This window comes from Methylobacterium sp. AC832 (assembly GCF_979256025.1).
Window position 1 is genome coordinate 230,481 of sequence record NZ_CEEDMV010000001.1, and the last position, 23,586, is coordinate 254,066.

Sequence of the window (23,586 nt, forward strand, 5' to 3'; positions counted from 1 at the left end):
CCTGAGACGCTGCGGAGCCCGTCACCCCGCAAGAAAAGTCCGTGACGGGTCAGCGCAGGATGACGAGCCGGTCGCCGAGCCTGAATTCGGAGAGAGCGAGGGCGGTGCGGATGTTCGTGAGTGCCTCCTCCGGACGGGACAGGTGGAAGATGCCCGTCACCCGCCGGGCGGAGGCCGCCGAACTGCCCAGCACGATCCGACCGGGGCGGTAGCGGTTGAGATCATTGACGACCTGAGACAACGGCGTGTCGCGGAAGACGAGAAGGCCGCGCCGCCACGCCGCTGTCGTCGCCGTGTCGATGGAATGAATGTCCCGCGCCCCACGCTTCGTGTCGACCCCCTGGCCGGCGGCCAGCACCGTCGGCGGCGCGCCCGGTTCCGCCACCACTTCGACAGAGCCCGAGATGCAGGAGAGTTCGGCGTCCGTCCCGCCGGTCCAGCCGGTAAGCCCCTGGGCCGGACGGCAGCGAACGACGAACTCCGTCGCCATCCCGGGACGCGCGGCCACATGCGCCGGACCGACCGTCAGGGAGATCGGACGCGCATTGGCGGGGACCGTGACGGCGACGGCTCCCGCATGCAGGACGAAAGTGTCGGGTTCAGCCGTCCCGGCATCGAGAGCGGTTTCGGCATCGAGTTCGATCCGGACCCCTCCCGGCAGATCGATCGTCCGTACCTCTCCGGTGCCGGTTCGGAAATCCGCGCTCAGTTCGGGCCAGTTCGCCAGGAAGGCAGCCCCACTCGCGGCGATGGAGGCCGAGGCGATTCCCAGCCCCGCCCCCCGGAGTATCCGGCGGCGGGAGATGTCACGCGGTGCCTCGCGGACAAGGGCAGGTGCGACCTGCTTCGGGAGCGCGATACCGGCTTGGCGCCACAGCTTTGAGGCCGCGATGAAAGCGGCATCGTGCTCGGGCCGCGTGCGCCAGGCGGTAAGGGCCTCCGCATCGGCATGCGTTGCCGTCCCGGACGTCAACCGCACGATCCAGGCACGAGCCTCCCGTTCGACGGCCGCCGCGTCGCCGGATCCGAGTTCCCGGTCGTGATCCCCGGCCATCATAGCCTTCGTGCCTTCTCCTCGTGGACACGCCGCAAGAGCATTCCCAGACTGTGGCGTGCAAGGGCTACTCTCCCGGAGCGACGGCTTAGACAGCCTATCCGACCGGATGCTCGGAGCCTTCGCCGGTTATTGGCATGACTCTGCAACACAGGCCCTCGGTTGCGGGCCGTTACGATGGAAGACGCCTCCGCCCGTGCCGCCCCGCAATCAGCGTCCATGGTGACCGATCCGTAGGCGCTCGGCGCAATGGTCCAGTGCCATCCGAACCTCCGATTCGACCGTGCGGAGCGAAACACCGAGATGCGTGGCTATGGCCGCATGGCTCATGCCCTCGATCCGGCTGAGACGGAACGCGGTCGCCCGGCGAGGCGGCAACTCGGACAGCGCCTGTGTCAGACGGCGGAGATCGGCACGTGCCTTCGCATCCCGGTCCGGTCCCGGTGCGTCATCCGGCACCGAGAGATGGGCGGCAATGTCCTCCGCGGTGAGCAGGCGTGCCCGACGTGCCTCGGCTCGCCGATGATCGATCGCCAAGTTCGCCGCGACCTTGAACAGGAATGCGCGTTCGTTCTGCAGCGGGGGATCGTCCAGGGCGACGTGGGCCACCCGAAGAAACGTCTCGTGCGCGAGATCGGAGGCTTCGTGAACACCCACCTTCCGACCGAGAAACCGCAAAAGTGCCTCGCGATGGGTGCGATAAAGTATGCCTAGCCGGGACTCCTGTTCGGACTGCGTTCGGGAAACGCGGAGCATTTCGAGTGCCGAGTTAAAGCATCCTGGAACAGATGCGCGTAAAGGATCGGATTGCAAAATTCCGATACACACACAAGAGGCAATTCACACAGAGCAGTGATGTGATCAATATTAGAATTGATACAATGAAATAATCAATCCGCCGCCATACAAGGAGCGTACGCAGCTACGACATCGATGCGCTCCTCGATCGTCTCACCGAGGAGGCTCATTGTACGGAGCGCAAATGGATTTGCGGCGATTACTCCGTGTGCCCCCGAGTGATGTCATACAGTGACGCATCGCCTTACCTCCTGCGCCCACTTCTCGGAGGCAGATCCCCGTCCAGCCCAACTCCATTGCCCGTTCGTCGTGCGTCGAAACAGGCTGCGGTGAGGCGTCCTTGCAACCGGATGCCTGACACTGCTTCGATGCCGCATTGCCCCTGCCGACATCGCAGGAACGATCGAAATCACTGGTCGAAACCAACGCGATCATGCCCGCGCTACAGCGGCCGAATCTCTTCGCGGCACGCTCAAACTTCCCGACACTCGAACATCAGCGCAGCCGACTCGAATTCAGTGAGGTGCGCCGTGCAAGACCGAAGGCGCCGATGAAAGTGCCGGGATAAGACCCATCCCATGTCACATCCGGCCTTGGCGCGTCGTCACCCACACTGACCAATCACGTGGGGAGAGTGCGATGACCAAAGCTATTCGGCTGCTGGCTGGCCTTCTTGGCGCAGGATTGATCGGCAATGGCCTCTACATGCTCGCCGCACCCGAGGCTTGGTATTTCGCGGTGCCGGGCGTGACCTCGACAGGCCCGTTCAATCAGCACTTCCTGCGAGATATCGGCCTGATCTTCGTGCTGATCGGGTCGGGATTTGTGTACGGTGTCGTGAGACCCGGCTCGCGTGTCCTGCTCTGGACCATGGGTGCGACCTGGCTCTCGGGCCATGCGCTGTTCCATGTCTGGGAGGTGGCCGTCGGCATTTGCGGACCGGAGGTTCTGCCTCGCGACTTCCCCGCGGTGACACTTCCTGCGCTTATTGCGGTCGCCCTCAGCATCTGGTCGTTCCGCCATGCCGACCATTGACGATCCGACCCTCGTCTTCGAGCAGGAGCGGGTGCGGCTCGTCCGGCTCGCTTACCGCATGCTCGGGTCCATCGGCGAGGCCGAGGATGTCGTACAGGACGCCTGGCTCCGCTGGCGGCGCGTCGACCATGCCGAGGTCGGCTCGGCCGGTGCCTTCTTGTCACGCACGGTCACGCGGCTCTGCCTGGACGTCATGAAATCCGCGCGGGTACGGCGCGAGACCTATTTCGGGACCTGGTTGCCCGAGCCCGTCGCCATGGCCCCGGACGAAGACCCGGGCGACGACCTGACACTCACGCTGATGTTGGCCCTGGAGCGGCTCTCGCCGCTGGAGCGGGCCGCGTTTCTCCTGCACGATGTCTTCGCGGTCCCGCTCGCGGACGTCGCGGTCACGCTCCGGCGTGAGCCGCCGGCGGTTCGTCAACTCACCGCGAGGGCCAGGAAGCACGTGCAGTCCGCCCGCCCGCGCTTTCCGGTCGAGAGGGAGGAGGGTGCGCGGATCGCGAAAGCCTTCTTCGAGGCATCGGCGACAGGCGACGTCGCGGCCCTGCGCAGCATGCTCGCCGATGCCGTCGTCGTGCACTCGGACGGCGGCGGAAAGGTGCATGCATTCCCGCGGCCCATCGTCGGCATCGACAAGGTCACGCGCATGTTCGAGGGCGCCGCGCGAAAATCGTGGATCCAGCATGCCCAAAAGCTGCAGGACCTCTGGATCGATGGCCTGCCGGGCTATGTCAGCCTGGAGCCGGGCGGAATGCTCCAGACCGTCGCCCTGGATATTCAGGCCGGACTGATCGTCGGCATCTACTTCACCCGCAATCCGGACAAGCTCCAGAGGATGGCCATGCGGTTCGGAGGGATGCTGGGAGCGCCGGTGTCTCACTGAGCCTCAACGGCGGGCGATTGCCAGTTCCCTGCGGCAGACGATCGAGAACGCGCAGAGCGGATCGAGGTCCCTGGCATGGCGGATGTCCGAGAAGGCGGCGAGATCCTTGTTGGGAGCGAAATAGGTCTCGCCGATGCGCTGCATGACACGCTCGGCCTCTTCGAGTGTCTCCGGCTCTCCGAAGAGCCGGATCTTGTTCACGATGGCATAGAGGTTGACCAGCTTGGCCGGGTCGTCGAGGTCATGCTCGAAGGCGTCGCCGAACAGGGTCGAGGCCTCGCGGATGAACTCGCCGTAGAGTGCCTCCCGTCGCGCGCGATCCTGCACCAGGAGCGTCGCGCGCTCCTGGCTGTGCTGCGTCAACCATGTGGTCGCGAAGGAGGCCATCGCGCCGATGGCCGACCCCGCAAGCGCGGACAGCGCTGAGATATAGGCCGCATCCACCGGCGGGGAGCCTCAGGCCACGCGCTTCGGCTGCGCCGCCAGCCAGTCGCCGTAGCGCCGCTGCGAAAGCCACGCGTCCCCGGTGGGCGTCAGCCAAGGCCCTCCAAGGACCACCCCGAAATACGGTGCGGTGTCGTCCGTGATGACGTCGCGTGTCTCGCCGATGCCGTCGAAGTGATGCTTCACCAATTCGGCCATCGGCAGCCGGTCAGGGCCGGCGATCTCGATCATGCCGTTCCGGGGCGGCGCCAGGGCAATTTCGGCGACCTTCGCGGCCACATCGGCCGATGCGATCGGCTGGATCGACGCGGAGGTGACGCGCGCAACGCCGTCGACGATGGCGGCCTCCGCAATCGCCGCGACGAATTCGAAGAACTGCGTGGCACGGACAAGCGTCCACGGCACGCCCGCCGAGGCGATCAGTTCTTCCTGGGCGAGCTTGGCGCGGAAGTAGCCGCTGTCGAGCAAGAGTTCGGTCCCGACGACCGAGAGCGCGACATGGTGGGTGACGCCGGCATTCTTCTCGGCCTCCGCGAGGTTCCGTCCGGCACGAACGAAGAAGTCCATTGCCGCGTCGTCGGCGAAGGACGGTGAGTTGGCGACGTCGACCACCACGCCGGCGCCCCGCAACGCATCCGCGAGGCCTTCGCCCGTGACGGCGTTGACGCCGGTATTCGGCGACGCCGCAAGGACCTGGTGGCCGGCGGCTTTGAGAATGGTGACGACCTGCGAGCCAATCAGCCCCGTACCGCCGATGACGACGATCTTCATGTGACGCTCCATCTTGTCTCAAGTCCCATCGGGACCGGTCGCCGTCATGACGAGGAATGCCCCTCGCGGTGTGACATCGGCGCGGACGATCGATGCGTCCGACTCGGGACCGGCGAGGGCTCGCCATGTGGGATGCTCGCGACGGGCGCGGCCTCGGAGAAAATCCGTCCCGGTTCGGGCGTGCCGGGACGGCGTGATCCCATGGAAACCGCTCCTCGGGACGGATCCCGAGGAGCGGCCATTGCGGATGGATCATGCGTGCGCGAACCATGGTTCGAACGGGCGACCGGGTCGGCACTGACCCCATGCCTTCAGTAGTCCCAGAACACGGGAACCCACCGAAAGGCGTCGCCATCGACCGCGACCCGACCGACGGAAGGGAACGGCAGGTGCGTGGCGATCAACTGCTCACCGGTCGCCGCCAGCTCCCGCAGAAGCCTGACGCGAACGCGAGCCGCCTCCTCGGGATCGTGTTCGAAGCCATTGTGCCAGTCTGGGTGCTCGAACCCGACCGTGAACACGGCGTCGCCGGCGAATGTCAGCCGGTCGCCGCCGGATGCCAGGCGGACCACGCTGTGCCCGGGAGTGTGGCCACCGGTGCGATGGACGACCACCCCCGGCGCGACCTCGTGCTCTTCATCGAACAGCCGCAACAGGCTGCGGTACTCCTGCGCGAACCGCTTGGCGGCCGCCCGAAGCGCGTCCGGGAACCCCTGTGGCATGTCGACATGAGTAAAGTCGGGCGCTTCCCAGAATTTGACCTCGGCGGCCGCCACATGGATCCGCAGGTCCGGGCGCAGCCGCTCCTTCACTCCCTCGACGAGGAGCCCGCCGACATGGTCCATGTGCATGTGGGTCAGCACCACGTCGGTCACGGCCGCGAGATCAATACCGGCGGCCTCCAATCGCCTGACCAGTTGCCCGGCCCGCGGCAGGTTGAGGTTCGGGTCCAGCCCCAATCCGGCGTCGATGAGAATGGTCTGGCCGCCACTGCGGACAACGACCACGTTCAGCGACCAGTCGAACGCGTCCGGCGGCAGGAACATGTCGTTCAGCCAAGTCGCCCTCTCGGCCGCCTCGACGTTGTGTCCCAACATCTTGGTCGGGAGCGGCAGCACTCCGTCGCTGACGACCAGCACGTCGATCTCACCGATCCGCACCGCGTAGCGCGAGGGCACCAACTCCTCAGCCCCCACAGGTGGAGCGCCAGCATATCCCGGATCGGTTCGTCTGGTATTGGTTGTCACTGCAGTCGTCATCGTCATCCCTTTCGTGGGACGCGCTTGCATCTGGCTCGTTAGGATCAAGAAACGCGCGTCATGCCACAGGGACGAGACTGGGTCGGCAGATGTGACATGAGCGATGAGGCCTCGAACTCATCGCTTCTGGATGAACGGTTCTCCTCGATACTTCCCCTCTGGAGCGGACGGTCCCTCTTCCGACCAATAAGAAGCTTCGAAGCTGGTACCGAGCGTCGGGTTTCCACGTATGGGCGCGTCTCATTCCCCGCAGAGGAGTCGGGGGCTCGTCCGCACGCGAGGGCGACGAGAGGCTTCCGTGAGAAACTCGCTGCCCGGATCTTCTATCGCTGCGTGGATTCCAAGGAAAACCGCTTCGAGATTTCGGTGCGCACATGTTCGGGGAACAGGCGTACGCGTTCCGGCAAATTCCGTCCCGCCAGACTCACTGTCCTCGATGCCCCGCCCGTGGTGGCCCACGGTCCGCGAACCCGGACGAGCAGGCCCCCTTCGACGTCACGGGCGGCGATGAGGCTCGGGAGGTGCCCGCCCCGGCCAGGGTCAGTCGAAGCGTCGTCGCGACGTCGCTCGCCCGGATAGCGGGACGGATGCCGACCTGTTCCCTGCATCCCTTGCCGTCGTTGAAAAGGATGCCCATCACGCCGGGCCGCTGGCGTGCGAGGACAGCGTCGTGTTCCGCCAAGGCCGCCGACGGCGGCGCCCTCCGCTTCGCGGCAGCGGCGCTCCGCACCGGCGATGCCGGCCGCGTCGGTGCCGGCGATGAGAAGCACACGGCGCTCGACATTGATTTGTCGGTGTCCGCGGCGAGGGCAGCCTACGGCTCTCTCGTCGAAGCGGCGCCGAACCTTCCGAACCGCCGGCCGTTGCTGATCGACTTCAGCCGCACGGATGGACACATGACCCTCACGAAACTCGCTCTCACGACTACGCTGGCTGTCCTGTTGACCGCGCCGGCTTTCGCCGAGCAGCTGGCTCCCACCGGCGGGGCTGGGAACACTGGCGTCATGACGCCATCCATGGAGCCGGGTCCGGTGCCGCGGGCAAGCGGTGCGAGGGGCCGTCCTGCCGATGCTATTCCGGGCAATCCGAGCCCGGCTTCCGTTCCTGGCAGCACGCCGGACGTGAATATCGGCGGCACGCTCACCAGCAGCCCGCCCGGCACCGGTGGGACTTCGGGCGGACCATCTCTTAGCGGGCAGTAGATTGAAGCTTGACCATGTGACGGTGCGACACCAGACCCAGGCATACCAGCCGGAACACGCCCGCTCGCAGCGCATTCTAAGCTCACTTCTCCCAATTCAACGCGTCCAGATGTGCCTGACAAATGTACAATCACATTGAACGTGATCGTCTTGCTACGCCTGCAACCTTGGAACCAGTGGTGCGCGGCTCTAACTCCTTGACCGAGATTGGGCGTAGAGAGCCAACCACTAATAGCGGGACGATCCAGCCTACGTCGGCACCTCCGGCTCCATATGTCAGAGCTGTGTCTCCGTCGGTTTTTGAGAGTTTCGGCTCATTCTCCTGAGAAGGCTTTCCCGCAACCAGATCCGTGGCGTCGGCCATACCACCGCGTGGCTGTCGTCACGGATGGGCTACGACCACTCGCCGTGTCGCGGGTTGTCGTAGCCCATCCGTTTGCCCTCCATGCGCGGACGAGCATGTGAATGCAGTATGGAGGACTAGCGATAACCGGCGATACGTCATTCGGCCTCCCTAGCAGGAGGCAGGTTGACCGCGATCCCGCGAGCAAGGCCGCCCATGCGGATTTGCTCGACGATGATAAAAAGAAGCGTATCCTCTTTCTCGTCCTGCACGGGGCAAAGGGAGGAAATAATGTCTGCAAACTGGAAATCAGTTAAAGACGACTTGGACTGGAGCCTGAATCAAGGACAGGATGTAAAAGGTCGCACTGAGTTGAGGGAGGCCTTCAGCAAGGGCGATGCAAAAGAAATAGGGCACGTGATCGAAGCGTTTAAAATGGGCCAGCGCGACAGCCATAAGCTTGCAAATCTAGCACGATGCGCCCAGGAGGACGACAAGAGGCTGTACAATATTGGCCGGAAACTGATCGAGCTGAAGCCTTCATAAAAACCCAGCCGAGAAAACGGATCGTAACACGAAGAACAGCTTAGGGTCATTGAAGCTGCCTTCACACGCCGACTGGAGAGGTAATGGCTTTGCCCATCCTCGCAATTTCTAGTTTCACGCCTCGCCTTGTTCCCCAATCGCGGATGGCCGGCACTGACCTGTTCGCGCGGAGCGAAGGCGGCTACACCCGTCGGCTTTATGGCCCAGCTCGCGATATCGGTCCCTTCGGGGGGGGCGCGAGACGGCCTCGACCTCGTGAATCCGAGGCGGGGGCGGGGCCATCGACAGGGGGCACGATATGCGGTCCAGCCGAAGATTGTCCGAACGCTGGTTGACGCTCGGGCTTTGGCTCATCGCCTTTCTCTTCGGCTGGTTCCTGATCGGCCTCGGCGCCCTCGTCGTCGGTGACCTGCCCCAGGTCGAGCACCGCTATACCCTCGAACAGTTCCTCGACGGACCGGCCGATGGCGCGGCGGCCGAGTCCCTCAAGCGGATCCGGCGGGAGCAGGACGACATCCGGCGCCGGACGGAGCAGGAACAGCTCGCTCTCGATGCCGCGCGTTCGGCCTCGGAGGCTGCGCGCGAGACTTTCGCCAATTGGCTGAAGACCCGCGACGCCACGCAGCGCGTCGACCAGGATCCGGACCTCATCGCGCGCACGCAGGCGCTCGATGCGCTGAAGGGGGCGGAACGGACCATTGAAGAGCGGCTGGAAGGGCTGGCGAAGGCGCGGCTCGCCCTTTCCGAGCAGGAAGAACCGCTGACGCAAGCGGAGAGCGACCTGCGCGCGGCGGCTCAGGTCAAGCTCGACGCCGTCGAGCGGGAGCAGGAGCTGCGCGTCTTCGGATATCGCCTCGCCTTGACCCTGCCGCTCCTGGGGCTGGCTGGGTGGCTGTTGCTGAAGCGGCGGCGGGGCCGCAACTGGCCCTTCGTCTGGGGCTTCGCCTTTGCGGCGACCTTCGCGTTCTTCGTCGAGCTCGTTCCGTATCTGCCGAGCTATGGCGGCTACGTGCAATACGGCGTCGGCGTCCTCGTGACCCTCGTCGCCGGCCGTGCGGCGATCGGTGCCCTGCAATCTTATAACGAGCGGCAGAAGCTGGCGGAAACGCGACCGACCGAGGAGCGCCGGGGCGAAATCGCCACGGATCAGGCGTTGGAGCGGCTCGCCAAGAAGTCCTGCCCGGGCTGCGAACGACCGATCGCCCTCGACGACCCGAACCTGAACTTCTGCCCTCATTGCGGCCTCGGCGCCTTCGAACGCTGCCCGACCTGCGACCACCGCAAGAGCACCTTCGAGCGCTTCTGCCGGGCCTGCGGAACGCCGTCCGCTCATGAGGTGCGCCCTGTCGCCACCTGACGGTGACACCCCAAGGGGCGTTAGATAAGCGGCGGACCGTCGGACCGCGGCCGACGGCCGGGCCGGCTGGGGGACGTGGCGCGTGCGGGCGGGGAACGGCCCGGTTCCGCTTGGGAACACTGAACGATTGCAACCCGCTAAGCGCCGCGCTTAAAGAGTTTTTAATGCTGATCTGTCTGTCTGATGTCTCCCCGACGGTCAGGAACGCGGTCCCGGCGTGACGCCGAGAACGATCAGCGTGAGATGAGATGAAGAAGCTCAGCCTGAGCCTGATGTCGATGAAATCGCTCTATGCCGTAGTGGCCGGAGCATCAGCGCTCGTGGGCATCCTCGTCGTTTCGGGCAGTCTCGCGGTCTCCAACCTGAGCCGTGATGAGGCGCGCAAGCCGCTGGAGGCCGCCCAAGCCTCCCAGCGCTTCGCCGCCGCCCTCGATCGCGGGGTCTACGACGTCGTCCAGGATCTCAAGACGCTCGCCGTCACCCTGAAGCAGACGTCCCAGCGCCTCGATGCGGATGAGCTTCAGCCGGTGCTGAGCGCATGGCTCAGGTTGCGTCCCGATTATGCCGAGCTCAACCTGGTGGGCCCAAATGGCCGCGTGAAGGTCGCCGGCAACGATCTCGGTTTCGGCCGGGACGTATCCGGCCGGTCCTGGTTCCTGCGCGCCAGGGCCTCCCAGGCCATCGTCGCCGTGCCGTCTCCGGGGGCGAACGGGCGGACGGTGTTCGACATCGCGCTGCCGGTTCCGGGCCCTGCGGCCGGCGGAGAGGGCATTCTCGTCGCCCGCCTGAACGAGGCGTGGATCGGCGAGATTCAGGACAGGGTGCTGGCCGCCTCTGCCACGGCGAGCGGCCCCGTGACGAACGGCGTCATGGGCCTGTCCATTCTCGCTCCCGATGCGCGGCCGAGTTCGGGCCTCATGGCCCAACAGACGTCTGGTGCCCGGGAGGTCGTGGAACAGGCGACGCCGAGCGCAGGATTTCGTGATCTCGCCCCGTCGGGCTGGCTCGCTGTCGCACGCGTGACGAATGCCGGAGCGCCGCGGAGCATCGAGGCCTCCCTCCCCGATAACGGGAGCGTGGTGCTGTGGCTGGCCGTCTGTCTTCTGACGGCCTGCGGCGGCTGGATCGTCGGCGATCGCATCGTGCGGCGGCTCAAGCTGATCGGCGAGAGCGAGCAGGGCGTCTCGTCGCCCTCGCGCATCGCGGAATTGTCGGAACACGAAGAGCGCCTCGTGGCACGGGAGCGCAGCGGTGTCCGCGCACTCCAGGAGACGCGCTCGGCCCTCTCGCGCATCCGGGAGCGCTTCCGCACCTTCGAATCCATGTCGGGCTGGACCTATTGGGAGATCGACACCGAGGCCGGCAGCGTCACCTGGAGCGACCCCGCCACGCACGCGAACCATGCGGTTCCGGACCGCGCCGTCGCCCTCACCGATCTCAAGAGCGGAATCGCCCCGGACGATCGCGATCTGATGGATTTCACGATGCGGTCGGCGCTGGACCAGCCCGGCCCGCATGACGTCGTCCTGCGCACCACCGGAAGTCTGGCGGAGAATGGCCAGCGGCGTCTCTTCGTCCGTTTCATCCGCGCCGAGGACGAGACGCAGTCGGCCAAGCCCACGATCCTGCATGCGCTGAGCCGCGAATTCGTCGGCGAGACCGTCAAGGACCCGAATTTCGTCGGTGGCGCGGAGGCGGAGGGCAGCGCGTCTCCGGTCGAGCGGCGTCGCCGGGAGACCGATGGTCCCGTGGAATCTCGGACCGGTACCGTCCTGCGCAAGGTGGTGGATGGGGTGATCCACGACTTCAACAACGTGCTCACCGTCGTCATCGCCAATCTGGCGACCCTTCAACGGCGTCATGATCTTCCCTCGAACCAGGCACGCCTGATCGATGCCGCCCTGGCGGGCGCCCAACGCGGATCGAGCCTGACCCGGCGCCTCGTCAACTTCGTGCGCCGCGACGATTCCGGCCTGCAGGAAACCGACGTGGCCGTGACGCTGACCGCCTTCGTCCCGTTCCTGGGCGCCAACGTGCTGCACCAGACCTCGGTGGAGACCCGGATCCGTCCGGGCCTCGCCAAGGTCCTGTGCAGCGAGAAGGTTCTGGAGGCCGTCCTTCTCAACCTCGCCTTCCATGTCCGCGACATCGGCTCGGAAGGGTTCGCCATCGGTGCCGACGAGAAGGTGCTCTCCGACGACGAGGGGATCGCACTCGCCTCCGGCCGTTACGTGCGGATCATCCTGGCCAGCGGCACGCCAGGTCGCCATGCCACGACCATACCCTCCAGCGACAGCGAGGCGACCAAGGCGGTGGCGGCTCTCCTCACCCAGGTTGGAGGTGGTTTCAGACTTCTGGCGGATGGCAGCAGTGCCACCGGCTTCCTCGCGGAAGTCTGGCTCCGCGCCGGGGATGCGCCCTCCGAAACCGAGGCGCAGGAAGCCGGCGCGCAGATGCCCGCCCTTCGGGTGCTCCTCGTCGACAGCGACAGCCTCGTGCGCCAGAGCTTCGCCGATGCCCTCACCGATCTCGGCCACGATGTCGTCCAGGCGGGCTCAGCCGAGCATGCCCTGGCCCTCGTTGACGAAGCGGCGACCTTCGATGTCATGATCGCCGATTGGGCCATGCCCGTGGTGAGCGGGCTCCAATTGGCCGTGACCATGACCAACCGCCATCCTCAGATCCGCGTCATTCTCGCGAGCCCGGGGGGACAGTTGCCGGCGAGCGCTCGCGCGTTCCTGCATATCGAGAAGCCATTCCGCTATCCTGCCCTGGCGGCGGTCATGCGCGAGGCTGCCCGCAAGAACGCGGCGGTCGCGGCCTGACAAGGCGCGGGACGCCTCGTCCCGCGAGCTCGGATCGACAATCGCGGCTTCGTGGCTGGACTGGCGTGGGACGCACGTCCCGCCGGCCGACGATCCTCGGACCGCGATCGATGATCGCGGCATCCGCCTCGGATGTCGCCGCGCCCCCGTCGCGGGATGAGCCGGCCTGTCACGGACGTATTGGCTTGAGCGTTCTCGTCCCGTTGCGACACAAGATCGCGCGTCGCCGAGTAAGTTTTCAGCAAGCTTACGAAGAATGTCGGCTTCCTGGCCGTCGTTAGCTCTCAGTTAACGTTGACGGAACATAAAAGAAAACGCGTCGATGATAACGGTACCCGTTGAGGGATGCATCCGGGCGCGCCGGGACAACAGGGTCGTGCCCCCATGAAGTGCTTTGCAACTCTCGCTACTGTCCTCGTCCCCGCTTTGCTCGTCGGGATGTCGGCTCAGGCGGCGGATTGGTACACGGGCGCCGAGCCCGTGGCGCGGGACGACGCCTGGACCACGGCCGTGGATGCCTCGGCGGCTGTCACCTCGAACAGTTCGGCCTTCGGTTCAGTGACGGGGACCTTTGCCACGGAAGGCACTCTGCTTCAGAGCGGCCCGCGTATTCGCGTCGAGGCGGTCGCCGGAACCTACAGCTATCCCGGCCAGGGCGTCGCCCAGCGGGTCAACGGCTACCAGCAGGAAGGCGCGCTCAGCGCCGGCTACGAGTGGATCTGGCGCGACGCGGCCTTGGCCGGCTTCGTCGGCTTCAACGTGAGAAGCAACCAGCTCTCGATTCTCGACCCGGACAACCCCGTGATCGGAACCGGAGTCGGGGCCAAGCTCGCCGCGAATTTCTACGCTCGGCCCACCGAGAACACCATGGTCTCGGCCTATGGCTCCTACTCGACGCAGTTCAGCGCCTATTACACGCGCTTCCGCGCCGGCTACATGGTCGCCGACGGAATCTATATCGGGCCCGAGGCCATGGTCCTGGGCGACAATTTCTTCAGCCAGTACCGCATCGGCGCCCATGTCACCGGCTTCTCCATCGGCCCGATCAAGATGGCCGTGGGCGTCGGCTACGTGAAGGACCGGATCCAGGGCAGCGGCTACTATTCCAGTGTGGAGGCCCGGGCCGCGTTCTGAGGCCGTGCCTGCCGTGCTTCGTTTCGACGCGTCACACCATTCCGCGCTTTTTCGGCGTCGCAACCGCCCAATTGCATCCTAAACGACATATTAAGACCGAGATTTCTCGATTTTCAGCGTAGCAAGACAATCGCAACCGGTTGGCCGCAAAATGGCCGAGTCCGATGCCTGACGCTGCCGTGGATGTCGGATGCTGGAAGTTAAGCATTCTTCCTCACGACAGCTTCATGCACCCGCGCGATAATTGCTTGTGCCGACCGATTGCCCGCCCCCAAAGGGATACTCGTTTTGAGATCTGCATTGCGCTGGATCGTGTGGATGGTGTCCGCGGTCGCCGTTCTCGCTCTGCTGAGTCAGCCGATCAGCACGCAGGATCAGCTCGCGATGAGCCTATGCGCCATGGTGGCGATGAGCATCCTATGGATTTTCTTCGACAATCCGCCGGCGCGGTTCGTCTTCCTGGCTCTCGGGAGCCTCGTGGTCCTGCGCTACATGTTCTGGCGCGTCACGAACACGTTGCCGTCCCCGTCCGATCCGGTGAGCTTCGGGTTCGGCCTCGTCCTGCTGCTGGGCGAACTCTACTGCGTCTTCATCCTCTTCATCAGCCTCATCATCAACGCCGATCCGCTGCGCCGCGCCACGCCGCCCCTGGGCCCGCCCGAGGACCTGCCCACCGTCGACATCTTCGTTCCGAGCTACAACGAGGATGCGGGGATTCTCTCCACGACCCTGTCCGCCGCCAAGCTCATCGACTACCCGGCCCACAAGCTCCATGTCTGGCTGCTCGATGACGGCGGCACCGACCAGAAATGCGCCGATCCCGACCCCGCGAAAGCGCAGGAGGCGATACAGCGGCGCAGCGAGCTTCAATCCCTGTGCAAGGCGCTCGGCGTCACCTATCTGACCCGGCCGCGCAACCAGCACGCCAAGGCCGGCAACCTCAATAACGGTCTCAAGCATTCGCAGGGCGAGATCATCGTCGTCCTCGATGCCGACCACGTGCCGTTCCGCTCCTTCCTGCGGGAGACGATCGGCCATTTCGCGGCCGACCCGCGCCTGTTCCTGGTTCAGACCCCGCACGCCTTCCTCAATCCGGACCCGATCGAGCGGAACCTGCGCACCTTCGACCGCATGCCCTCCGAGAACGAGATGTTCTACTCGGTGACGCAGCGCGGCCTCGACAAGTGGAACGGGTCGTTCTTCTGCGGGTCCGCCGCTCTTCTGCGCCGGCGCGCGCTGGACGAGGCCGGCGGTTTCTCCGGCGTCACGATCACCGAAGATTGCGAGACCGCCTTCGAGCTGCATTCGCGCGGCTGGAACAGCATCTACGTGGACACGCCGCTCATCGCCGGCCTGCAGCCCGACACGCTGGTGGCCTTCATCGGCCAGCGCTCGCGCTGGTGCCAGGGCATGTTCCAGATCCTGATGCTCAAGAACCCGCTGTTCAAGCGCGGGCTCCACCCGATCCAGAAGCTCGCCTACCTGTCGAGCATGACGTTCTGGTTCTTTCCGGTGCCGCGCATGATCTTCATGTTCGCGCCCATGCTGCACATCTTCTTCGACCTGAAGATCTTCGTCGCCAGCGTCGATGAGTCGATCGCCTATACGGCGACCTATATCGTCATCAACCTGATGATGCAGAACTACGTCTACGGTAAGTTTCGCTGGCCGTTCGTCTCGGAGCTCTACGAATACGTCCAGGGCCTGTATCTCTTCCGGGCCATCATTTCGGTGATCGTTTCGCCGCGCAAGCCGACCTTCAACGTCACCGCCAAGGGAGCCGCCCTCGATCAGGACCACCTCTCGCCCATGGCGTGGCCCTATTTCGCGGTCTACTTCATCCTGCTCATCGGCTGCGGCACGGCCCTCTACCGCTATCTGTTCGAGCCCGGCGTCACCAACCTGATGCTGGTCGTGGGCCTCTGGAACTTCTTCAACCTCCTCACCGCCGGCGTGGCCCTCGGCGTGGCGGCGGAGCGCAGGACCACCGAAGCGAGCCCCTCGCTGGCGATCAACCGGCATGGCCGCCTCGTCTTCGGGGGGCGCGCTCTCGATGTCGCCATCGAACGCGCCTCTGCTTTGGGCTGCACGATCCGTTTCGGCGCCGAGGCGCTGCCGCCGGGAGCTGGAAGTACGCACCGCACCGGCCAGCTCTCCGTCGTCCCCATCGACGGTGCTCCGGTGCAGGTACCGCTGCCGGTGGAGATCGGCGAAATGACCCAATCGGGCGACGAGATGGTGCTCAACCTCCAATTCCAGCCCCTCGACCCCAAGGGATACGGGGCGCTGGCGGGCCTGATGTACGGCGATGCCGGTGCGCTCCTGCGCTTCCAGCAGAGCCGCCGCCGGCACAAGAACATCCTTTCCGGCACGCTGCAGCTGATCTGGTGGGGCCTGGTCGAGCCGTTCCGCGCGGCGAGCTACGCCTTCAAGAGCGGACATGCATCTACGGCGGAGACCGTGGCCAAGGCAGGCCCGGTCCTGCCGAAACAAGGCGCGCAAGCCCCCCTCCTGGTGCAGCAGCCGGCCCCTTTCACCGCACCCGCCGACACGCAGCCCACCCCGCCCGGCCCGTCCGACAATCCCCTCGTCGTTCGCCAAGGATCGAGCCGCATTCCCGGCAGCGAGGCCGCGACGGACTGGGTCCGGCTGATGCTGGAATTCGAGAACGACCGCCTTCTCGAAAGCTCGGGCAAGCAAGCGAGCCGTGGGTCGCACGACCCGCTCGTGCGGACGTGAGGGAGATCACCATGTCGACCTTTCGCGTCCTCGCCTGTCTTGGCGCCCTCGGCCTGATCCTGCAGACGCCGGCCGGCCAAGCCCAGAGCTTCCTCGGATCGGGGCCGACCGAGCGCTTCTCGGTGCCGCCCGTGGGCGATGCCATGCGCCGCCCGGACGCCCCGCCGCCCGCAACCCGCCCCGCCGCGCCCCCCGAGGAGGTCCAGCGCGAGCCTGTCGGCCGGATCGCCCCGGCGCGTCGCCTCGCGGCCACCACCGACGGGTTCCGGATGGAGGGGGAGGAGGCGACGCTGCGCTTCCCGGTCTATCTGACGGAAGCACAGACGCGGGGCCGCCCGCGCCTGCGCATTTCCTACCTCTCGGCCATCTCGGTCGCGCCCGAAGCCTCCGAACTGACCGTGAGCGTCAACGGTGCGGTGGTCGGACGCACCAACATCCAGGCGCCGGGCGCGGTGAAGGTGGTGGAGTTCGAGATTCCGGAGGGAAGCCTCAAGCTCGGCTACAACGCCGTCTCGCTGCAGGCCAGCCAGCGCCACCGGGTCGATTGCTCGCTCAACGCCACCTACGAACTCTGGACGCAGATCGATCCGTCGCGATCCGGGCTCGTGGTCGCGCCGGTCGCCGCCGCCAGCCTCGAACTCAAGGATCTTCCCGCCCTCGAGCCCGACCATAGCGGCGCCCTGCCGGTGCGGGTGGTCGCCAACGACAAGCCGAACCTGCCCCGGCTCGAGCGCATGATCCACGCGGTGGAGGCGGTGGGCCTGATCGGTCGCATCGCCCGGCCGGTGGTGGAGTTCGGCCCGCCCATGTCGGGCCGGTCGGGTCTCAACCTCATCGTCGGGACGGCGGCGGAATTACGGGAGATGCCCGATCTCGAATCGATCGGCGCCACCGGCGGGCCGAGGCTGGTGGTCCTGCCGCCGCGCCCGGACCGGGTACCGACCCTGGTCGTCACGGGCACCAGCTATGCCGAGATCGAGGAAGCCATCGCCGCCCTGGCGCGGGGAGGAGAGGTCTACGGCACTCCCGCCGGCCTGAAGGCGGCGTCCCTCGCACGCGGCACCATCCTGGACGGTGACGAGACGGTCTCGCTGCAGAGCCTCGGCGTCTCCACTCGCGAATTCTCGGGGCGGCTGCTGCGTACCGCCTTCGACGTCTACCTGCCGGCGGATTTCCTGCCGGCGGACTACGGTAAGGTCATGCTGAACCTGGCGGGCGCCTACGCGTCCGGCCTGACCTCGGACGCCCGCATCCTCGTGGATCTCAACGGCAGCAACGCTGCCAGCGTGCCGCTGGCCCAGACCCGCGGCGAGGTGTTCGAGAACAACACGATCCCGCTGCCCCTGGCGAAGTGGCGTCCGGGCCTCAACCGCGTCGCGATCATGGCCCAAGTTCCCGCCCCGGCGGACGAGACCTGCGGTCTCAACGCCACGGATTCGAAGCGTGAGCGCTTCCTCATCCTCGACCGCGCGAGCCTGTCGATTCCCACCCTGGCGCACGCGGCCAGGATTCCCGATCTCGCCGCGACGACGAGCGGGGCCCTGGCCTTCGTCAAGTCCGAACGCCGTCCGCGTCTGGTCCTGCCCACCCTCGACAAGGACACGGTGGCGGCCGCCGCGACCCTCGCCGCCAGACTGGCGGGCGCCGCCGGGCGGATGATCGATTTCGAGCTCGCCGGCGACATGCAGAGCGGCTCTCCCGGGCCGACCCTCGTCGTCGCCCCGGTGCGGTCCCTGTCTCCCTCGACCCTGTCGGGGCTGGGCCTCGACCCGGACCAGATCAGGACGATCTGGCAGGCGCGCGCGGAAACGGCGCGGGCGCCCGGCCAGTCCGGCTCGGTGCCGGCCCCGACCCTGGACCGGCTTCGCCGCAACCTGCCGCCGCGCTGCAGCCTGCCCGAACTGACCTTACGCGCGCCGGCCCCCAGCCCGACCATTGCCTCCGCCGCGCCCGCCGAGGCGCGACGTTCGCCCCAGGCCAGACTGTCGGACGGTGATCTCGTCACGAAATGGGACGAGACCCTTCGTGCGCGCCATCCCGTCCTCGAAGCTGCGGACGGCGTCGTCGAGCGGGGGAGGGCCTTGCTCAACTCCGTCGTGGGTGACCCCCGCGCCTTGTTCAGCGCGGCGCCATCGACGCCCGCCACGGTCGCCGTTCCCCCCGGCGCCAGCCTGATCATGGCCCAGGGCTTTCCGACGGCGGCGGCGGCGCAGAACGGCTTCGACGGGTCGGTGACCGTGATCACCGCCCCCAATGCCTTGCTGCTCAAGGCTTCGGCGGCCTGCCTCATCGATCCCGAGGTCTGGTCGCGGATCGATGGGCGCTTCGCCTTCCTCGATGCCTCGGACGGATCCCTCGAGACAGTGGCTCCCCGGAACGTGGAGCTCGTCGAGACGAAGACGCGCTCACTCTCCAACATTCGCCTCGTCACCGCCGGCTGGCTCTCTATGAACCCGGCGATCTATGTGGCGCTGACCCTTGGGCTCGCCTTGCTCCTCGGCCTGACGACGACGTCCCTTGTCCGCAATATCGGCCGGAAAAACGGATGACCCGCACCGTGCATCCCATTCTCGGCCTGGTTTTCGGCGCGGCACTGGCCGTCGCGAGCCCCTGGATCGTTCCCGCGAGGGCGCAGGACGGCGCCTCGCCGGTTCCACCCGCCACCGCGATCCCCGGCGCCCCCACCGCGAAAGGCGAAGCCATGCCGGGAGCCTCGAAGCCGGCGGTTCTCGCCGATTCCCTGAAGAATCCCGATGCCTGGCGCTCCTACCGGTCCCGCTTCATCACCGAGGCGGGCCGCGTGGTGGACACCGCCAACGGTATGATCAGCCACAGCGAAGGGCAGGGCTACGGCATGCTTCTCGCGGTCGCCGCCAATGACCGGACCACCTTCGAACGGCTCTGGGGATGGACCCGCGCCAACCTGATGGTCCGCTCGGACGAGCTGCTGGCCTGGCGCTGGGAGCCCGGCAAACGACCGGCGGTGGCCGATCTCAACGACGCGTCCGACGGCGACATCCTCGTGGCCTGGGCCCTCACCGAAGCGGCCGAGGCCTGGGACGAGGCCTCGTACCGGGTGGCCGCGCGGCGCATCGCCGTGGAGGTCGCGCGCAAGACCATCCTGTTCAAGGACAAGAACGGGGCACTGCTGCTGCCGGCGGTCTCCGGCTTCTCCGCAGCCGAACGCGCGGACGGGCCGCTGATCAACCTCTCCTACTGGGTGTTCCCGGCCTTCGCCCGGCTCCCCATCGTGGCCCCCGAATTCGACTGGGCGGCCGTGACCGCCAGCGGGCTCAACCTGATCCGCCGCTCCCGCTTCGGGACGGCGAAGCTGCCGACCGAATGGATCTCCCTGAAGGGCGAGGAGCCGCGTCCGGCGGATGGATTCCCGCCGCTCTTCTCCTACAACGCCATTCGCATTCCCCTCTACATGGTCTGGGCAGGTGTCGGGCGCCCGAGCGATTACGACCCCTTCGTCGCGCTCTGGTCCGGCCCCGACCGGGAGCGCCTGCCCATCGTCGACACCTCCGACGGCCGGACGGTCGAGTCCCTGAGCGAGAGCGGCTATACCGCCCTCTCGGGGCTGCTCCTGTGCGACCGGAAGGGCATGCCGCTGCCCGACGGGTTCGGACGGCCGCAGGGGAACGAGAACTACTATCCGACCACGCTGCACCTCCTGTCGATGGTGGCGCTGCAGATGAGGAACCTGTCATGTCCGGCACGGTGATCCGCGGATGGGGGAGGCCGGCGACCGCTCGCGCCACGGGAGCGGCTCGGGGTTTCGCCTTGCTCTGCGGCGTCTCCCTCGCCGGGTTCTGCCTCGTCGCTCCGTTGGCGGCGCAGACCGAGAGCCCGGACGACGCGGCGCGTGCGCCCGCGATCATTGCGGTGCCCGGCAGTTCCGCCGCCGCCGGCATGGTCGATGAGAGCGCCCTGCGCTACTACGCGTCGCAGAAGCAGACGGCGCGGATGAAGGCCGAGGCGGCGCGGCTGAAGCAGCTCTATCCCGGCTGGGTCGAACCCACCGACCTCGACACCCTGCAGCCGAGCCCGCCTGAGGAGGCGCCGCTCTGGGACCTGTTCACCGCAGGGCGTTTCGACGACCTCGATGCGGCGATCGCGGCCCGCCGGGCTGCCGACCCGAACTGGCGCCCCTCCGACGAACTGTCGCGCAAGCTCCTGCGGGCCAGTTTCCGCAGCCGCCTGAAAGCCCTGACCACCGCGCGCAAGACGGCGGATATCGTTACCCTCTACCGGGCCGACCCGAGCGCCCTCGATCCGAGCGACGTGGAAAGCTACTGGACCACGGCGGAAGCCCTGGCCTCCGAAGGGGGAGCGGCCGGATCGGACGAGGCCCTGGCCCTCTACAAGACCGTGCTCGACACCAGCAACGACACCAGCGTGCGGTTGGCCACGATCCAGAAGGCGATGTCGACCTTGCCAATGGTCCTGGCGGAGAAGCTCATCGCCATCGGGCGCACGGATGCCGACGGAGGCTCCGAGTTCAAGGCGATCGCCAACGACATCACCCGCGCCCGCATCGTCGCGGATCTCCACGGCGCTCCGGCCCAGGAGCCGAGCGCGGCGGACATGGCCGCGTTCCAAGCCTATGCCCGCGCCTCCGGCGATGCGAGCCAGACCGGATTGCTCGGCTGGTACACGTACAACCACCGCCAGTTCCGCGCGGCCCTCGACTGGTTCAAGCTCGCCATCAGCCGCGGCGGCGATGCCATGATCGCCCATGGCCTCGCCCATACCCTGCGCGAGCTCGGGATGCTGCGGGAGGCCGAGGAGGTCGCCTATGCCTGGCGCGACAAGTATGTCGGCAACAGCATCCTGTTCATCGACCTCATGGGCCGCAGGCTGACGCAGGCCAATCCCAGCTTCATCGATCTGGAGCGGATCAACCGCTATGCGAAGGTGACCCTGGCCACGGCGTCGGGGGAGGGGGCCGAGGCCCTCGGCTGGTACGCCTACAATTCGTGCCAGTTCGAGGCCGCGCTGGAATGGTTCCAGCACGCGGTCGCTTGGCTTCCGAGCGAGTCCGCGGTGACCGGCTATGCCCTGTCGCTGCAGCGCCTCAAGCGGAAGCAGGATTACCTCACCATCGTGAACCGCTACGACGGCCTGTTCCCCAAAGTGGTGGATCTCCTGTTCCGCGAGGGGCCGGCCGGACCACCCCTGGCCTGCGCCGCGACAGCGGACGCAGCCCCGTCCCAGGGGGGGCGCCCGGCACCGGCCGCCTCCGCCGCTCCCGCCGCGACCGCACCGGCCCGCAACACGGCAGCCTATGGCCGGGTGCCCAAACCCGATGCGTCGGGAGACGGCCAGACCAAGCCCCTGCCGGTCCAGCGCAGCGAATTCCCCCTCGCGGTGTCGGCGGAGAACCCCCTGCGCTACGCTCCGCCCTCCCTGGCGCGGGTGGTCGCGGATCGGCAGGACGGCGCCTTCCTGGCCGAGCCGCCCGCCTCGAAGACCATGCCGCTCGTCGCGCGCCGGGTATCGGGAGCGGGGCCGATGCCCTACGAGAGCTATGGCTTCAACCTGTTGCCGGGCTATGACGGCTCCGAACGGCCCTCCACCCTGTCGGAGCCGGGCGAGGGCACCCTATGGCGGGCGCAGCAGGCCTCGCGGAACCGTGGCCCGCAGGAGCGTGCTGCGTCGGAGGCCGACCGCTTCACCTTGCCCAATTCGCAGGCCGTCAATCGCGGCTACGATCAGCCCGATACCGCGCCGAGCTCGATGCAACGTCCATGATCCGCTCCCATCGGTTGGTCTCCTCCCTGCGATCCGGCGTTTTCGCTGCCCTGGTCCTCCTACCGTGGGCCTTCACGACACGGGCCGCTCTCGCGCAATCCGTGGTCGAGATCCCCGGCGCGGGCCGCGTCTCGGATGTGGCGCAGACCGCCTTTCGCGATGGCTTCGCCCAGCGCGTGACCTTTGCCGGTGGCCCGCGCAACTACGCCGAGATCAGCGTTCGCAACGGAGCCGATGCGGGGGGGCGCTTCGGCTCCGCCCTGACCATGGCGAAGCCGACCCGCCTCGGCATCGCCGCGGAACTCCTGGCGCGCTTTCCCGGGGAGGGCATGCGCGTCTCCACCGTTCCCAAGCGGAACGCCTATGGCCCCGTGGGCCTCGCGGTGGGCAGCAACTGCCTCTACGCCTGGCAATGGATCGATCTCGCTCCGCGATCCGGCGGGCGATCGGCCCCTGACAGTCTCTTCGGCGGAAGCACCGAGCGCGCGGCGTCCCTCCGGGTGAGCCTGTGCCGGACGGCTACCGCGACCCTCGCGGATCTCGTCTCCGGCCTCGAACGCATGAACCTCTCCCTCGGTGCCGGGCGCGAGGGCGGACGACCGCACGTATCCACCCGCGCGGCGCCCAAGCCCCGGCGCGAGGCACCGTCCGCCCGCGCTTCGAAGGAGCCCGCGAAGGCGGCCGCGCAGCCGCCCGGTGCCATGGAACGGCCGAGCGCACGAAACCAGAAAGCCGATGACGGCCGGCGCGCCCCGGTTCCTGTCGTGGAGCGCGCTTCCCCCACGATCCCGTCGCCGCCTGCCGCGGGCACCGCCGTTCCGCTGCCGGCCGGTCCCGCCACGGGCGCCCCGCGCTACATCACCGATCCGGCCCCCACGCTCGCGCCAACGGCTCCCGTCGCCGCGCCGAAACCCGCTGCCCCCACGAGCGTGGAGACGGAGGACCGCCTGTCCCCCGATCTGCCGATCCGGGCCTATCGCCCGCCGCCGTAGCGCCGACGCCACATCTGTTTGCGAACTCTTCGCCCATCTTCGGCGACGTGTTCCTGGCGCCTCCCGGTGTGGGGATGCGCGAGGGCGCGACGGAAGCGGTCGCTCGCCGACGCGGAGAAGGCGGATCCGGTTCGCCGACCGTGCTTCGATGACAATCTTCACGCCATGCCTTGGCGCCTGCTGACAGTGGTGTCCAATCCCGGGAGGCAGGCCGAGATCATGCATCCATGGCGGCGGCGCCTTCTTGCGACCGGGCGGCGATCGATGTCTCATCGATTGCCACATTCGCGTTTGACAACCCTGACGGATACTCCTTCTGCTCTTTTGAAAGGTTGCGAATTTTTCTATAAATTATCCAAGATCTTAAATTTTTGCGCATCATGGGGGCCGCTTTTCCGATGCAGCATTTCGACAAGGGACACCTGCCCGAGCCCGGTCCTCATT

18 protein-coding genes are annotated in these 23,586 nt (G+C 66.9%); 12 read left to right on the top strand and 6 right to left on the bottom strand.

Going from position 1 to position 23,586, the window contains the following annotated elements; genetic code table 11:
• Positions 1–49: 49 nt before the first annotated feature.
• Positions 50–1,057, bottom strand: coding sequence for a FecR family protein (locus AC0IXR_RS01115; protein WP_471759446.1), 1,008 nt, complete (start codon positions 1,055–1,057; stop codon positions 50–52).
• Positions 1,058–1,264: 207 nt separating this feature from the next.
• Positions 1,265–1,810 (bottom strand): RNA polymerase sigma factor, encoded by a 546-nt coding sequence (locus AC0IXR_RS01120; RefSeq protein ID WP_461229089.1) that lies wholly within the window; start codon positions 1,808–1,810, stop codon positions 1,265–1,267.
• A gap of 681 nt (positions 1,811–2,491) precedes the next feature.
• Here AC0IXR_RS01120 and AC0IXR_RS01125 point away from each other — a divergent pair.
• Positions 2,492–2,887: a hypothetical protein gene (locus AC0IXR_RS01125; protein ID WP_461229090.1), complete on the top strand. Its 396-nt coding sequence runs from the start codon at positions 2,492–2,494 to the stop codon at positions 2,885–2,887.
• Positions 2,874–3,773, top strand: coding sequence for a sigma-70 family RNA polymerase sigma factor (locus AC0IXR_RS01130; RefSeq protein WP_471759447.1), 900 nt, complete (start codon positions 2,874–2,876; stop codon positions 3,771–3,773). The genes AC0IXR_RS01125 and AC0IXR_RS01130 overlap by 14 nt, the downstream gene beginning before the upstream one ends.
• Positions 3,774–3,776: 3 nt before the next feature.
• Here AC0IXR_RS01130 and AC0IXR_RS01135 read toward each other — a convergent pair whose 3' ends face one another.
• The 3 genes from AC0IXR_RS01135 to AC0IXR_RS01145 all read right to left on the bottom strand — a co-directional run bounded on the left by AC0IXR_RS01135 (position 3,777) and on the right by AC0IXR_RS01145 (position 6,253).
• Positions 3,777–4,217 carry a hypothetical protein gene (locus AC0IXR_RS01135; protein WP_207410998.1) on the bottom strand — a complete coding sequence of 147 codons (441 nt, stop codon included), beginning with the start codon at positions 4,215–4,217 and terminating at the stop codon, positions 3,777–3,779.
• Between the two features lie 12 nt (positions 4,218–4,229).
• The gene (locus tag AC0IXR_RS01140; RefSeq protein WP_471759448.1) at positions 4,230–4,988 is read right to left on the bottom strand and encodes an SDR family oxidoreductase; all 759 of its coding nucleotides are present in this window, start codon (positions 4,986–4,988) and stop codon (positions 4,230–4,232) included.
• 311 nt (positions 4,989–5,299) lie between these two features.
• Positions 5,300–6,253 (bottom strand): MBL fold metallo-hydrolase, encoded by a 954-nt coding sequence (locus tag AC0IXR_RS01145; protein WP_471759449.1) that lies wholly within the window; start codon positions 6,251–6,253, stop codon positions 5,300–5,302.
• A 623-nt stretch (positions 6,254–6,876) separates the two neighbouring features.
• Between AC0IXR_RS01145 and AC0IXR_RS01150 the strand changes: the two genes are divergently transcribed.
• From AC0IXR_RS01150 to bcsN, 10 genes are all read left to right on the top strand, one after another.
• Positions 6,877–7,449 carry a hypothetical protein gene (locus AC0IXR_RS01150; protein ID WP_471759450.1) on the top strand — a complete coding sequence of 191 codons (573 nt, stop codon included), beginning with the start codon at positions 6,877–6,879 and terminating at the stop codon, positions 7,447–7,449.
• Between the two features lie 634 nt (positions 7,450–8,083).
• Entirely contained in the window at positions 8,084–8,338 is a 255-nt protein-coding gene (locus tag AC0IXR_RS01155; RefSeq protein ID WP_471759451.1) for a hypothetical protein, read from the top strand.
• A 298-nt stretch (positions 8,339–8,636) separates the two neighbouring features.
• A complete protein-coding gene (locus tag AC0IXR_RS01160; RefSeq protein ID WP_056428028.1) occupies positions 8,637–9,695 on the top strand; it encodes a zinc ribbon domain-containing protein in 1,059 nt (352 codons plus the stop codon).
• Between the two features lie 248 nt (positions 9,696–9,943).
• Entirely contained in the window at positions 9,944–12,520 is a 2,577-nt protein-coding gene (locus AC0IXR_RS01165; RefSeq protein WP_471759452.1) for a cache domain-containing protein, read from the top strand.
• Between the two features lie 384 nt (positions 12,521–12,904).
• Positions 12,905–13,654 carry a cellulose biosynthesis protein BcsS gene (gene bcsS, locus AC0IXR_RS01170; RefSeq protein ID WP_056428626.1) on the top strand — a complete coding sequence of 250 codons (750 nt, stop codon included), beginning with the start codon at positions 12,905–12,907 and terminating at the stop codon, positions 13,652–13,654.
• 318 nt (positions 13,655–13,972) lie between these two features.
• Complete coding sequence (gene bcsA, locus AC0IXR_RS01175) at positions 13,973–16,393, top strand: UDP-forming cellulose synthase catalytic subunit (RefSeq protein ID WP_056428023.1); 2,421 nt, start codon at positions 13,973–13,975, stop codon at positions 16,391–16,393.
• Between the two features lie 11 nt (positions 16,394–16,404).
• Positions 16,405–18,942, top strand: a complete 2,538-nt coding sequence (locus AC0IXR_RS01180; RefSeq protein ID WP_471759453.1) for a cellulose biosynthesis cyclic di-GMP-binding regulatory protein BcsB — start codon at positions 16,405–16,407, stop codon at positions 18,940–18,942.
• Positions 18,939–20,120 (top strand): glycosyl hydrolase family 8, encoded by a 1,182-nt coding sequence (locus tag AC0IXR_RS01185; RefSeq protein WP_471759454.1) that lies wholly within the window; start codon positions 18,939–18,941, stop codon positions 20,118–20,120. The genes AC0IXR_RS01180 and AC0IXR_RS01185 overlap by 4 nt, the downstream gene beginning before the upstream one ends.
• The gene (locus tag AC0IXR_RS01190; protein ID WP_471759455.1) at positions 20,105–22,150 is read left to right on the top strand and encodes a hypothetical protein; all 2,046 of its coding nucleotides are present in this window, start codon (positions 20,105–20,107) and stop codon (positions 22,148–22,150) included. The genes AC0IXR_RS01185 and AC0IXR_RS01190 overlap by 16 nt, the downstream gene beginning before the upstream one ends.
• A complete protein-coding gene (gene bcsN, locus AC0IXR_RS01195) occupies positions 22,147–23,142 on the top strand; it encodes a cellulose biosynthesis protein BcsN (protein ID WP_471759456.1) in 996 nt (331 codons plus the stop codon). The genes AC0IXR_RS01190 and bcsN overlap by 4 nt, the downstream gene beginning before the upstream one ends.
• Before the next feature lie 217 nt (positions 23,143–23,359).
• On the opposite strand, the gene AC0IXR_RS01200 is transcribed toward bcsN, so the two are convergent.
• The gene (locus AC0IXR_RS01200) at positions 23,360–23,524 is read right to left on the bottom strand and encodes a hypothetical protein (RefSeq protein ID WP_471759457.1); all 165 of its coding nucleotides are present in this window, start codon (positions 23,522–23,524) and stop codon (positions 23,360–23,362) included.
• Positions 23,525–23,586 lie beyond the last annotated feature (62 nt).

Bases quoted from the DNA above. Each gene is read 5' to 3' on its own strand.
- AC0IXR_RS01150 (WP_471759450.1), top strand. From the start codon at position 6,877: ATGCCCATCACGCCGGGCCGCTGGCGTGCGAGGACAGCGTCGTGTTCC.
- AC0IXR_RS01160 (WP_056428028.1), top strand. From the start codon at position 8,637: ATGCGGTCCAGCCGAAGATTGTCCGAACGCTGGTTGACGCTCGGGCTT.
- AC0IXR_RS01185 (WP_471759454.1), top strand. From the start codon at position 18,939: ATGACCCGCACCGTGCATCCCATTCTCGGCCTGGTTTTCGGCGCGGCA.
- bcsS (WP_056428626.1), top strand. From the start codon at position 12,905: ATGAAGTGCTTTGCAACTCTCGCTACTGTCCTCGTCCCCGCTTTGCTC.
- AC0IXR_RS01145 (WP_471759449.1), bottom strand. From the start codon at position 6,253: ATGACGATGACGACTGCAGTGACAACCAATACCAGACGAACCGATCCG.
- AC0IXR_RS01130 (WP_471759447.1), top strand. From the start codon at position 2,874: ATGCCGACCATTGACGATCCGACCCTCGTCTTCGAGCAGGAGCGGGTG.
- AC0IXR_RS01155 (WP_471759451.1), top strand. From the start codon at position 8,084: ATGTCTGCAAACTGGAAATCAGTTAAAGACGACTTGGACTGGAGCCTG.
- AC0IXR_RS01180 (WP_471759453.1), top strand. From the start codon at position 16,405: ATGTCGACCTTTCGCGTCCTCGCCTGTCTTGGCGCCCTCGGCCTGATC.
- bcsA (WP_056428023.1), top strand. From the start codon at position 13,973: ATGGTGTCCGCGGTCGCCGTTCTCGCTCTGCTGAGTCAGCCGATCAGC.
- AC0IXR_RS01200 (WP_471759457.1), bottom strand. From the start codon at position 23,524: ATGATGCGCAAAAATTTAAGATCTTGGATAATTTATAGAAAAATTCGC.
- AC0IXR_RS01165 (WP_471759452.1), top strand. From the start codon at position 9,944: ATGAAGAAGCTCAGCCTGAGCCTGATGTCGATGAAATCGCTCTATGCC.
- bcsN (WP_471759456.1), top strand. From the start codon at position 22,147: ATGATCCGCTCCCATCGGTTGGTCTCCTCCCTGCGATCCGGCGTTTTC.
- AC0IXR_RS01125 (WP_461229090.1), top strand. From the start codon at position 2,492: ATGACCAAAGCTATTCGGCTGCTGGCTGGCCTTCTTGGCGCAGGATTG.
- AC0IXR_RS01120 (WP_461229089.1), bottom strand. From the start codon at position 1,810: ATGCTCCGCGTTTCCCGAACGCAGTCCGAACAGGAGTCCCGGCTAGGC.
- AC0IXR_RS01140 (WP_471759448.1), bottom strand. From the start codon at position 4,988: ATGAAGATCGTCGTCATCGGCGGTACGGGGCTGATTGGCTCGCAGGTC.
- AC0IXR_RS01190 (WP_471759455.1), top strand. From the start codon at position 20,105: ATGTCCGGCACGGTGATCCGCGGATGGGGGAGGCCGGCGACCGCTCGC.
- AC0IXR_RS01115 (WP_471759446.1), bottom strand. From the start codon at position 1,057: ATGATGGCCGGGGATCACGACCGGGAACTCGGATCCGGCGACGCGGCG.